The organism is Cohnella sp. LGH, from assembly GCF_017671885.1.
Classification (GTDB): Bacteria; Bacillota; Bacilli; order Paenibacillales; family Paenibacillaceae; genus Cohnella; species Cohnella phaseoli.
In genome coordinates this window covers 7353632-7365213 of sequence record NZ_CP072117.1, presented here as the reverse complement: position 1 = coordinate 7365213, position 11582 = coordinate 7353632, and the positions used below count along the sequence as shown (strand labels likewise).

The following is an 11582-nucleotide window of genomic DNA, read 5'->3' as shown; positions in this document are numbered from 1 at the left end:
AGGACGACGAATTCCTCCCGCTTCTTTCCGGCCGCCGAAAAGGAAAGGCGCACGGCCGTACCGCGGACGGCGGCGCGCGATTCCGGGGAGGATGATACGACCATGAAAGAGTCCGAAGCCGTAATCGAACGGATGCCGCCCGAGCAGGCGGTGCGGCGCGGCAAGCGGAACGACAAACGATTTTGGCGCTATTTTCGCGCGAACTACGATCTTTATCTCATGTGCATTCCGGGATTGGCGTTTCTGATCGTTTACAAATTCACTCCGCTATTGGGTTTGTCCCTGGCCTTTAAGGATTTTAATTTATTCGCGGGCGACAACATTATCGACTCGATTGTCCAAAGCCCGTGGGTCGGCATGAAGCATTTTAACCGTATTTTCGAAGACGAAGCGTTCCTGAAGGTGATCGGCAATACGCTGATTATCAGTCTGTATAAGCTAGTGTTTCTGTTCCCGATCCCGATTCTCGTAGCGATCTCGCTGAATGAGCTGAGAATCCGGTGGATGAAGCGCTGGGTACAGACAATCGTGTATTTGCCGCATTTCCTGTCGTGGGTCATCATTTTCGGCCTGTTCTATTCCTTGTTCGGCTCCTACGGCATGATCAACAAGCTGATCGAAGCCTTGGGCGGTCAAAGCATCAGCTTCTTCTCGGATTCCTCCTGGTTCCGTTCGCTGCTCGTGTTCACGGAAGGCTGGAAGGAGACCGGCTGGAACACCATTCTGTTCCTGGCCGCGATGACGGCGATCGATCCGCAGCAGCACGAAGCGGCAGTCGTGGACGGGGCGGGTCGGTTCAAAAGAATTTGGCATATTACGATTCCCGGCATCGTTCCGGTCATTATGCTCGTCCTGGTGCTCAGGCTGGGACAAATTCTGAACGCCGGCTTCGAGCAGGTGCTCGTCATGTACAATCCCGCGGTTTACGACGTCGCGGACATCATTCAGACGTTCGTCTATCGGATCGGTCTCGGCAAAATGGATTTCAGCCTGTCGACGGCGCTCGGCTTATTCGAATCGGTCGTCGCGTTTATCCTAGTGTATTCCAGCAATCAGCTGAGCAAACGTTATTTGGGGAAAAGCATCTGGTAAGCCGGGGACAGAGGAAGGAGGTCCATCCATGAACAACATTCGCAACCGGTCGGACCGATGGTTCGACGTCGTCAACAACGCGCTGATCGTCGTTATCGGTTTGATCTGCCTGCTGCCCTTCCTGCATGTGCTCGCGAAGTCGCTCAGCAATCAGGCGTCCGTCATGGGCAACAAGGTGACGTTTTACCCGATCGGTATGCATCTCGAGGCGTTTCGCTTCGTGTTCGCGCATACCCGATTTTTCGAAGCGCTGCAGGTGACCTTGCTCGTGACGGTCATCGGCACGGCGCTCAGTCTGACCCTTACGATATTGGCCGCTTATCCGCTCTCCAAACCCGATTTCAAGGGACGCAAGCCCATTCTGCTGCTGTACGTGTTCAGCATGCTTTTCTACGGCGGCATCATTCCGGGCTACATCCTGATGAAGGGTCTGGGATTGCTGGATACGGTCTGGGCGATGATCGTGCCGCTGCTCGTCGTGCCGTTTAACCTGTTCGTCTGCAAAACGTTTTTCGAAGGCATACCGGAAAGCGTCGAAGAATCCGCCAAAATCGACGGGGCGACGAATTTTCGCATTTTGCGCTCGATTGTGCTGCCGATTTCGCTGCCGGTCGTCGCGACTCTGGGCATTTTCTACGCGGTCGGCTATTGGAACAATTACTTTCACCCGCTGATCTATATCAGCTCGATCGACCTGAAGCCGCTTCAGCTGTTCCTGTTCGAAACGATCGCCAACACGGAGGAGCTGCTGCAGGAGCAGCCCGACTCGGTCAGGCTGAGCATGGCGCCCGAAGGGTTTCGCGCGGCGACCGTCATCTCCTCGATCGTGCCGATCTTGCTCGTGTATCCGTTTCTGCAGCGTTACTTCGTGACCGGGATGACGCTCGGATCGGTCAAAGGCTAGATTTTGAGGCAAAGCCTTAAAATAAAACAATAGGGTCATAACAAAGGGAGGCCATTCATCGATGTTGTTCAAGCGCAGCAAGTGGATAAAAGCCGGCATAGCCGGTATTGCGGCAATCACCGTGCTAGCGGGATGTTCCGGAGGTAAGGAACCGGAAGCGAGCCAGGGAGGAACGAGCCCGTCGGCATCGGCCCCGGCTTCGTCGGAAGCCGGAGGCGCCAAGCCGGAACTGAAGGTGCTCGCGTTTAACGTAGGTTTCGATCCGAACAACGATCCCGTCGCGAAAGATATCGAAACGACAACGGGGTATAAGGTCAATTATACGCTTCTGCCGAAGGACAACCCGGAGGAGAAGCTGAATATCGAGATTGCATCCGGCTCCAATTACGATATCCTCACGCTCAACCCAAATCAGTTCTATACGCTGGTCGCCCAAGGAGCGCTTCAGCCGATCGGAGACCTGGTGGATCAATATGGCGCGAACCTGAAGGAAGGGATCTCGGAATCTTCCTGGGAGCTCGGCAGATATAACGGCGAGCTGTACGGCATCCCGCAAAAAAACGAACGGGCCAACATCGAGCAGACGATGATCGTGCGGCAGGACGTGCTGGACGAGCTCGGGCTGAAAACGCCGGAAACGCTGGACGAATTTTACGAGACGCTGAAAACGATCAAAGCGAAGAAGCCGGATATGATTCCGCTTACCGGGAACGGAATGGGCGTTCCTATGGTCTGGAGCGCTTACGGCCTCTATACCGCATGGTCCGAAGTGGACGGACAGTTAGTACCGAGAATCAAGCAACCGGCGATGAAAGATTACTTTGCATTCATGAAGAAGCTGTTCGACGAAGGCCTGGTCGACAAAGATTGGCCGGTCAATAAATCGGCACAGGCGCAAGAGAAGTTCATCAGCGGCCAGGCGGCCATGATCTCGGGCGACTGGAACCTGGCTTCGAACATGAACGACGCCTTCAAAACAAACGTACCGCAAGGCAAAATGGGTTACATCTCTCCTTTGTTGGGGTCCGACGGGTCGTCCGGTGTGGAAATGGCGGATAAGCTGATCTACGTGCACGCGATTCCGAAATCCTCGAAAAAGGCCGAGGATGCAATCAAGTTTATGGATTTGAAAATGCAGAAGGACAACTTCACATTCCTGACGTTGGGCGAGCAGGGGGTAACGTTTAACGAAGAGAACGGAGTGTACAGCCCGATTATGCCGATTTTCACCGAGAAGCGGGGGAGTGCCTACTTCTTCCTGAACGGCATCCGCGAAGTCGAATATGCCGATATGTGGCTGGCGCGTCTTCGTCGAACGCCAACTCTGTTCGAAGCCTTTAACGCCATTAACAAGGATTTCGACAAATACGCGAAGGTCAATCCGATCGCGTTCATGCCGCCGATCGAAGCAGTCGGCAAAAACTCGCCGAGCCTGACCCAAATGGAGAACGACTTCTTCCTGCAGGTTCTGCTCAGCGGACAGAAGATCGAAGACTTCGACAAGTTTCTGGCGAAATGGGATTCGTCCGGAGGCAGCGACGTGATCAAGGCGATCAACGACTGGTACAGCACGAAAAAATAGAAACTGCGTTTTCCCGGAAGGAGCGGAGAGAAAGTGAACTATATTGAAGAATCGACTCGGCGTATCCCCGTCATGGCGGAGCCGGACGTGCTCGTCGTAGGGGGAGGACCCGCAGGAATCGGCGCTGCGGTCGCAGCTGCACGCAACGGCGCCAAAGTGCTGCTATTGGAACGATACGGATTCGTCGGCGGCAATCTGACGGTTGCGATGGTCAATCCGATGTTTACGTTCCACGACGTGAACGGCAATCAGGTCATCCGCGGCGTAGCCGGAGAGGTCGTCGACCGGCTGGTGAAGAAGACGGTATCTCCGGGCCACGTCACGGACTTGACGTTCGACAATGCTTCGATGTCCCCGTTCGACCCGGAAGGCATGAAGCTCGTGCTGTTCGAAATGCTGAAGGAAGCGGGCGTCGAGCTCATGCTTCATACGACGTTCTCCGATGCGTATGCGGAAGAGGGACGGATCGTCGGCGTGATCGTCGAAAGCAAATCCGGACGACAGGCGATCCGGGCGAAAACGGTGATCGACTGCTCGGCCGACGCAGACGTCGCCGCGAGAATCGGCGCTCCGTTCGTCAAGGGGCGGGAATCCGACGGCGCGATGCAGCCGGTGACGCTCTTTTACCGGGTGTCCGGCGTCGACATGGGACGATTAAAGGCGTGGATGAAGGCGAACCGGCATCTGCTCAAGGATTCTCCGACCGACGAAGAGATCGATTCGCAAAGCGCGCTCGCTTTTCTCGGAATGAAGGAAATCATCCAAGCGGCGGTCGAGAGGGGCGAGTACCCGAAGGATGCCGCGCCGCGGATTCTCATGTACGAGCTGCCCCGCGAAGGGCAATTCGCGGTGAACTGCACCCGTCTCCAAGGCATCGACGGAACGAACGTCCAGGACCTGACGAGAGCCGAGATCGAAACGCGTCATCAGGCCTGGGCGGTAACCGAGTTCATGAAGCGGCATATCGGAGGCTTCGAGGACGCTTACGTACTGGATACGGGCGTGCAGGTCGGCATCCGGGAAACGCGGCATATCGTCGGCGATTACACGATGACCGAGGAGGATGTGCTGAACAGCCGGGCGTTCGAAGACGGCATCGCCTGCGGCACGTTCGCCATCGACATTCACCCGCCGGAAGGAGAGCAGCAGGTATTCACCGGCTCCGGCAAGGCCGTCTACGAAATTCCGTACCGGAGCTTGCTTCCGCAAGGAGTGGATAATTTGCTCGTGGCCGGACGCTGCATTTCGGCGACGCACAATGCGTTCGGTTCGGTGCGCGTCATGGCAACGGCGATGGGGATCGGGCAGGGAGCCGGAACGGCGGCGGCTCTGGCCGTGCGGCAGGGATTAAAGACGCGGGAAGTGCCGGTTGCCGAAGTCCGGCGGCTACTGATTGAGCAGGGTCAGTACCTGCTGGACGCGGAAGGCGTGGAGGAGCGGCGGGATGCCGGCTTGCGCCTGACGAAAATCGACGGATCCGGCAATACGGCGAGCCATCATAATCCGTTCGCCCGAAAAAGCGGCAGCTAGAGGAGGATGATCGGATGAAAGCCATCATCACAATTAGGGAAGAAGAACGGACAGGCGAGATCAGTCCTTATATTTACGGTCAATATTTCGAGCATCTCGGCAATTGCATGTATCCGGGAGTGTGGGACGGCGACTCGGCTCGGTCCGATGACCAGGGCTTACGGAAGGATGTCATCGAGGCCGCCCGGGAATTGGGCGTTCCGGTTATTCGCTGGCCGGGAGGCTGTTACGTCGATCTGTATGACTGGAAGGACGGAGTAGGACCTAGCGAGCAGCGGCCGGTTCGTCCGAACTGGCACTGGGGAGGACAGGAGTCGAATCGGTTCGGAACGGACGAATTCCTGAGCTGGTGCGAGCAGGTCGGCGCGGAGCCCTACGTGAATGTGAATTTGGGCACGGGGACGCTGGTCGATGCCTTGCGCTGGATCGATTACTGCAACGGCGCAGAAACGGCGGATGCCAAGTGGCGCAAGGATAACGGACGCGAAGAGCCTTACGGCGTTCGGCTCTGGGGCATCGGCAACGAGACTTGGGGGGACTGGGAGGCCGGCCAGCTCGGCGCGGACGAATACGCGGCCAAGCTGGCGAACTGGGCGCAGTTCGCCAAGAAGTACGACTCGCAGCTGCAGCTGCTTGGCGTCGGATCCTACGAAGGAAACGACGAGGAGTGGGACCGCAAAGTCATCGAGGCTGCGGGCAAATATCTCAGCTACTTGACGATTCACATTTACGGCTGCTCCGTCGACCGGGAAAGCTCGGACGAATACTATCCGATCGCATTCACGCCGGTCTACTTCGAGAATCAACTGCGCAAAATGATCGGCACGCTGGAAACGACGCTGAGCAGGATGAACAAGAAGCCCGGGCACCCAATTCGCCTTTCCCTGGACGAATGGAACATTCGCCACTATGAAGTTGATCCGTCCGGCAATGGGGGGTACCTCCTTAACCGCAACAGTCCCCGCAATCTTCAGGACGCAATCTTCGCAGCGGGAGTGTTCCATGCGATGATTCGGCTAAGCCCGCATGTGGGCATGGCGAACTATGTGTTCCTCGTCAACGGGAACGGCGTAATGAACGTGACGGAGGATGCCGTCGTCAAAACGCCGTTATACCATCTGTTCAAGCAGTATGGGCAGTGGATGACGGGGGAGAGCGTGAGCGTCGAGGTACAGTCTCCTTCTCGTCTGACGCCGGTGCCGCTGGTGAGCAATCCGGAATACGGCGAAGAGCTGGCGCGCAAGTATCAGCCGGTATCCTCGCCTTACATCGATGCCGTCGGAGCGATAGGGGAGGACGGCAGTCTGCGGGTGGCAATCGTGAACCGGCACCTGGAGTCGGGCTTCGAGCTTTCCCTCGGCATTCCGGAAGGATACGGAAGCTCGGCGGCCGTCTGGTCGCTGCATCACGACGATATTTACGCTTCCAATACGTCGGAAGCCCCCGAGCGGGTCGTTCCCGTCCTGCGTATGGGAGTATCGATCGACAACACTCTGACCGTTCCGGCGCACAGCATCGTTTTGCTTCGGTTCGAGAAGGCATAGAAGCTTGTCCCGGCGATTATCGGCTATAATGATGTACAGACCGATAATCGCCTGGAGGATAAAGCCATGTCGAAAACAATCGTAGATAAGCTGGGCTTGCGCAAATACGAGCGGGTCGCGATTTTAAACCAGCCGGAGGGGACGGATTACCTCGCGGAATTGACGGGGTACGATACGTCGCTCAAGGACGGCGGGTATGATCTTGTGTTCGCCTTCGTGCTGGATATGGCCGAGTTAAAGAGTCTTGTCGAACGGGTAATCGCCGAGGGGGCGCTCCGCCCGAACGGCTATTTATTCACCGCTTACCCGAAGCTCGGCAATAAAAAGTACGCAACGTCTATTCACCGCGACGATCTGTTCCCGGGACTCGGCGCCGACGAGGAAGGTTACATCGGAGGGAGCAGCGTCAAATTCGCGAGAATGGTCGGGCTGGATGAGGTGTTTACCGTTGTCGGGTTTAAGAAGGATGCAGCGGCGGGCAAGGGGAAGGCGGCTTCGAGAACGTCACAGCCGAGCCAGCGTGTGGACGACTACGTCGCCTTGATTCCGAGCGTGGAACGGGATTTGGATGATTCTCCCGATCTGTTGGCCTTCTATCAGTCGCTTACGCCGGGCTACCGCAAGGATTGGGCCCGTTACGTATACAGCGCGAAGCAGGAGGAGACGCAGGAGAAACGGCGGGAAGAGATGAAAGTGATTATGAAGGCCGGCTACAAGAGTCGCGAACTGTATCGGCAGGCTGAAAAATAAAGGCGTAATCATAACCCACAACGGTTCAAATTGATTGGAAACAATTTGAACTTTTACGGCATATCTATTTGCACACATGAGCTTACGCAGGAAAGTTAGTCGGAAATTCGTACAAACCAGCTCGAACCAGGCTCAAACGACGAGCGTTTGTAGGATAAACCGTACAAACCAGCTCGAACCAGGCTCAAACGACGAGCGTTTGTAGGATAAACCGTACAAAGCAGCTCGAACCAGGCTCAAACGACGAGCGTTTGTAGGATAAACCGTACAAAGCAACCAATATCAAGGGTTGTATGTCACTAAAGCGTCTTCAAAGCTCAAAGTGGATTGATCCGTTATTTTGATGATATAATATCGTCAGAATAATGTCATAGGGGTAGGGGTGGGCGAATGAATATCAAGCCTTCTACGACGATCCGGCAGGACTATAATGGATTTTCGAAATATTGTCATGAGCTGGATGAGCCTGTAATCTTGACTCGTAACGGTGAAGCTGATCTTGTCGTGATGAGTCACGAAACGTATCGGCGAATGGAAGCTCGCATTAAATTGCAAGCGAAGCTGTTGGTGGCAGAGAAGCAGGTCGCCGAGGGAGCGGAGCTAGTTGCTCACGACGAAGTGATGGCTCGTATGCGGAGGAAGTTGAATGCGGTCAAAGAGCAGAATTAAGTACACCCCTGCCGCAGTTGACGATATGGATGAAATTTTCTCCTACATTTCTCAGGACAATGTAGCGGCTGCAGAAGAGCTTTTGGAAAGAATCAATCGTCAAATTTCCTCGTTGGCAGACTTCTCTAATAGGGGATCAATGTTGTCAGACGAAGAGTATGCGATCATACAGCGCGGCTATCGATTTATAGTCGTATCCCCGTATTTAGTCTTTTACAGGCTTGTCGAAAATACAGTGATCATCTACCGCATTCTTCACGTAGAGACTATTTGCGAGAACTATTCGGACCGCCAGTATAGAGAGTATTGCCAAGTCCTTGCTGATGGGGTAAGTTATAGACAATTGAATCGCAAAGAAACGGGTGCTTGATAAAGTCAGGCTGAGATTGCGGCCGTATGCCGCTGACCGTCGATCTGATCTGGGTAATGCCAGCGTAGAGACAACTTTGGTCGCGTATCTTCGGATGCCGTGCGCTAGCCTACCCTGCTCGTTAAGGGCGGGCTTTTTTGGTTGCGTGCCGAGTGCTTTGATGTTCGCTGGGACCCGGAAGACTTTGTTGCTTGATTGCCTTTCTGAGCGTTCAAGAAGCAATTTATACCATTCGGGAGAAGGAGTGTTGGAGCTATGGCGCAAGCTGGGCAAGGGCAAGGAGACAGGCAAGGAGACAGGCAAGGAGACAGGCAAGGGACGAGAGCCCGGGGATTAAAACTGGCCGATATTCTGGTCGCGCTTGTCATCGCGGTCGTATTCGGCATCATCTACAAAATATGGGGACCGATGTACGACGTCTTCAAGCCGCTTGGCTTGCATGCGGAGCAGCTGTCGTACGGAATGTGGTTTCTCGCAGGAACGTTCGCGTTCCTCGTCCTGCGCAAGCCGGGTGTTGCTGTACTGGCGGAGGTCGCCGCGGCCAGCATAAGCGCGCTGTTAGGCAGCGAGTGGGGAGTGGCAACGCTGTGGTACGGATTGCTGCAAGGACTTGGAGCGGAGCTTGTGTTCGCCGCCTTCCTGTATCGCAATTCCTCGGTATGGGTCGCTTCGCTGGCGGCAATCGGAGCGGCGGCGGGCTCGCTGGTGCTGGATTTCGGCTACGGCTATATCGACCAATTGACCGCATGGAACTATACGTTATTCATCGGGCTGCGTCTGATCGGAAGCATCGCGATCGCCGGCATTTTCGCCTGTTCTTTGGCTAAAGCGCTGGAATTGACGGGAGCTACGAAGCCGCTTCGACCCGCTTCCAAGCAGGACTACGACGCGCTCCATAGGTCATGATTGCAGCAGCCGTATCGAACCTGAAGCTGAAATTCGCCGGAGAGGACGCTTTGCTGTTCCGAGGCGTTTCTCTTTCGTTGCGCAAAGGGGAGCATACGCTGATGCTCGGGCCAAGCGGCTGCGGCAAATCTACGCTGCTGCAAGTGCTGAGCGGCCTCATCCCCGGTTCGATCGAGGTGCCGATGATTGCGGACGAGACGGTCGTGCCTGAGCGGTGGGGATACGTCTTTCAGGATCCGGATACGCAGTTTTGCATGCCCTACGTAGATGAAGAGCTGGCTTTCGTGCTGGAAAACCTGCAAGTGCCGCGCGAGCAAATGTCGGCTCGCATCGTCCTTCATCTTCAGCAGGTCGGGCTCGACCTGCCTGACCCGCATGTGCCGATTCAGACGCTCTCGCAAGGAATGAAGCAGCGGCTGGCAATCGCAACCGCGCTCGCGACGGAGCCGGAGGTGCTGTTCTTGGACGAACCGACGGCGCTGCTCGACGAAGAGGGAACGGACCAGGTATGGCGAACGATTCGCTCGGTCGCGGATGACATGACGCTGATCGCCGTCGAGCATAAAATCGAGGGAGTCGCCGATCTGTTCGACCGGATCGTCGTGGTCGGGCCAAGCGGCGAGATTGTTGCGGACGGCGCGCCAGTCGATATTTTCGCGCAATATAAGCTTGAGCTTATTCGCTACGGCATCTGGTATCCGGGAATCTGGGAGGAGCGCGACCGAAAGCTTGGCACGCGGGGGGACATTACGGAACGGACTGAAGGGGGCGTCAGGCCCAACGCGGAACATCTGAAGTCGTCAATGCTAGAGCTTCAGGAGTACTGCGGTCTAAGAGGGGCGAAGACGGTCATCAAGATTGAGAAAGCGGAAGTCAAGCCGGGGGATTGGATCGCGATTATGGGCGACAACGGAGCGGGCAAAAGCTCGCTCCTGCTCGCAATCATGCGTCTGATCCAGACGGAAGGGCTGTGCAGAATGGCGGGAAAGGAGCTGCGCAAGACGGAGCGGTTGGCCGAGCATGTGGCGTTTGTTTTCCAGAACCCCGAGTTTCAATTCGTGACGAACACGGTTCGCGACGAGATCGAATATTCGCTGCTGGTCGACGGGATGGAAGCGGGGGAGCGGCGGGAGAGAAGAGAGCGGCTGATGGAGGAATTGCAGTTGGCCGAATGCGCGAGCCGTCATCCGTATCAGTTGTCGATGGGACAGAAGAGGAGACTCAGCGTCGCTTCCGCCATCGTCCGCGGCCAGCGGTTACTGCTGCTCGACGAGCCGACGTTCGGACTGGACGCGCGCAATGCGTTCGCTTTGTTGGAATTGCTGGAGCGCCTCCGTTCGGAAGGCGCGGCGATTCTCATGGCGACGCACGATCCCCGAATCGCAGAACGCTATTGCACGGCCGTCTGGCGCGTCCGGGAGGGGAGGCTGGCGGATGCAATTGACCTTTCCGCATCGGCGGACGTGGCTGCATCGCGTTAATCCCGTCGTGAAGCTGGCGTTGTTTTCCCTCTGGTTTTTCGCGATTATTCTTATTCATAACTTCAACGTTATGGCGAATGTGGCGGCCGGCTCCGTACTCCTGCTGCTCTGGTCGGGCCATCCCTGGCGCAGACTGCTGCTGTACTCCTCCCCCTTCCTGCTCGTCTTCGTCTCCTCGGCCACGGGGATGATGTTTTTCGGTAGCGGGGAGACGCCGTGGTTTTCGTGGGGCATCGTCCACATTACCGAGGAAAGCTATTATCGCGGGCTTCATCTCGGCTTCAGGGCGCTGAGCATGGCGGCGGTCGGCCTGCTGTTCGGATTGACGACGCGCCCTGTCGATCTGTTCTATGCGCTAATGCAGAAGACGAAGCTGCCGCCGAAATACGCCTACAGCTTTCTCGCCGCGATGCGGATGATCCCGATTCTCGCCGAGGAGTTCCAGACGCTGCGCCACGCGCTGAAAATCAGAGGAATGAGAAAACAAGGCAGGCTGAAGACGCTCTATCGGACGTGGCGCCGCTATGCGATACCGCTGCTGGCGCAGAGCATTCGGCGGGCGCACCGGATCGCGGTCGCGATGGAGGCGAAGCGGTTTGCCGGGCAAGCGAGAAGAACCTATTATTATGTTATCGGGTTCAGCTACCGGGACATCGTCTTCGGAGCCGTGACGGCTGCCTTGTTCGGCCTGTCGTTTGCGCTGGGAACTCAGTGGCCGTACGTCGGCATTGCCGATGTGCGATGAGAAAAGAGG

11 protein-coding genes and 1 riboswitch are annotated in these 11582 nt (G+C 56.3%); all 11 genes read left to right on the top strand.

Annotated features, from left to right (window positions below; all coding sequences use genetic code 11):
* Positions 1-102: 102 nt before the first annotated feature.
* A complete protein-coding gene (locus tag J4772_RS30410) occupies positions 103-1092 on the top strand; it encodes an ABC transporter permease (protein WP_246017024.1) in 990 nt (329 codons plus the stop codon).
* 28 nt (positions 1093-1120) lie between these two features.
* Complete coding sequence (locus J4772_RS30405) at positions 1121-1996, top strand: carbohydrate ABC transporter permease (RefSeq protein WP_209072764.1); 876 nt, start codon at positions 1121-1123, stop codon at positions 1994-1996.
* 61 nt (positions 1997-2057) lie between these two features.
* The gene (locus J4772_RS30400; protein WP_116065141.1) at positions 2058-3578 is read left to right on the top strand and encodes an extracellular solute-binding protein; all 1521 of its coding nucleotides are present in this window, start codon (positions 2058-2060) and stop codon (positions 3576-3578) included.
* A gap of 33 nt (positions 3579-3611) precedes the next feature.
* The gene (locus J4772_RS30395) at positions 3612-5108 is read left to right on the top strand and encodes an FAD-dependent oxidoreductase (protein ID WP_209072763.1); all 1497 of its coding nucleotides are present in this window, start codon (positions 3612-3614) and stop codon (positions 5106-5108) included.
* A gap of 14 nt (positions 5109-5122) precedes the next feature.
* The gene (locus J4772_RS30390) at positions 5123-6652 is read left to right on the top strand and encodes an alpha-L-arabinofuranosidase C-terminal domain-containing protein (protein WP_209072762.1); all 1530 of its coding nucleotides are present in this window, start codon (positions 5123-5125) and stop codon (positions 6650-6652) included.
* A 66-nt stretch (positions 6653-6718) separates the two neighbouring features.
* A complete protein-coding gene (locus J4772_RS30385) occupies positions 6719-7402 on the top strand; it encodes a YdeI/OmpD-associated family protein (protein ID WP_209072761.1) in 684 nt (227 codons plus the stop codon).
* Between the two features lie 390 nt (positions 7403-7792).
* Positions 7793-8071, top strand: a complete 279-nt coding sequence (locus J4772_RS30380) for a type II toxin-antitoxin system Phd/YefM family antitoxin (protein WP_209072760.1) — start codon at positions 7793-7795, stop codon at positions 8069-8071.
* Positions 8049-8441 (top strand): type II toxin-antitoxin system RelE/ParE family toxin, encoded by a 393-nt coding sequence (locus tag J4772_RS30375; RefSeq protein ID WP_209072759.1) that lies wholly within the window; start codon positions 8049-8051, stop codon positions 8439-8441. Before J4772_RS30380 ends, J4772_RS30375 begins: the two co-directional genes overlap by 23 nt.
* Positions 8420-8530, top strand: a riboswitch (TPP riboswitch). Its footprint overlaps the gene before it by 22 nt.
* Before the next feature lie 166 nt (positions 8531-8696).
* A complete protein-coding gene (locus J4772_RS30370) occupies positions 8697-9347 on the top strand; it encodes an ECF transporter S component (protein WP_209072758.1) in 651 nt (216 codons plus the stop codon).
* Positions 9344-10828: an ABC transporter ATP-binding protein gene (locus J4772_RS30365; protein WP_209072757.1), complete on the top strand. Its 1485-nt coding sequence runs from the start codon at positions 9344-9346 to the stop codon at positions 10826-10828. Before J4772_RS30370 ends, J4772_RS30365 begins: the two co-directional genes overlap by 4 nt.
* Positions 10782-11573 (top strand): energy-coupling factor transporter transmembrane component T family protein, encoded by a 792-nt coding sequence (locus tag J4772_RS30360; RefSeq protein WP_209072756.1) that lies wholly within the window; start codon positions 10782-10784, stop codon positions 11571-11573. The genes J4772_RS30365 and J4772_RS30360 overlap by 47 nt, the downstream gene beginning before the upstream one ends.
* The last annotated feature ends 9 nt before the right edge of the window (positions 11574-11582 follow it).

What these genes read in the sequence shown, in the direction of transcription:
- J4772_RS30375 (WP_209072759.1), top strand. Translation starts at nt 8,049, where the DNA reads ATGCGGTCAAAGAGCAGAATTAAGTACACCCCTGCCGCAGTTGACGAT.
- J4772_RS30360 (WP_209072756.1), top strand. Translation starts at nt 10,782, where the DNA reads ATGCAATTGACCTTTCCGCATCGGCGGACGTGGCTGCATCGCGTTAAT.
- J4772_RS30380 (WP_209072760.1), top strand. Translation starts at nt 7,793, where the DNA reads ATGAATATCAAGCCTTCTACGACGATCCGGCAGGACTATAATGGATTT.
- J4772_RS30405 (WP_209072764.1), top strand. Translation starts at nt 1,121, where the DNA reads ATGAACAACATTCGCAACCGGTCGGACCGATGGTTCGACGTCGTCAAC.
- J4772_RS30400 (WP_116065141.1), top strand. Translation starts at nt 2,058, where the DNA reads ATGTTGTTCAAGCGCAGCAAGTGGATAAAAGCCGGCATAGCCGGTATT.
- J4772_RS30410 (WP_246017024.1), top strand. Translation starts at nt 103, where the DNA reads ATGAAAGAGTCCGAAGCCGTAATCGAACGGATGCCGCCCGAGCAGGCG.
- J4772_RS30390 (WP_209072762.1), top strand. Translation starts at nt 5,123, where the DNA reads ATGAAAGCCATCATCACAATTAGGGAAGAAGAACGGACAGGCGAGATC.
- J4772_RS30365 (WP_209072757.1), top strand. Translation starts at nt 9,344, where the DNA reads ATGATTGCAGCAGCCGTATCGAACCTGAAGCTGAAATTCGCCGGAGAG.
- J4772_RS30385 (WP_209072761.1), top strand. Translation starts at nt 6,719, where the DNA reads ATGTCGAAAACAATCGTAGATAAGCTGGGCTTGCGCAAATACGAGCGG.
- J4772_RS30370 (WP_209072758.1), top strand. Translation starts at nt 8,697, where the DNA reads ATGGCGCAAGCTGGGCAAGGGCAAGGAGACAGGCAAGGAGACAGGCAA.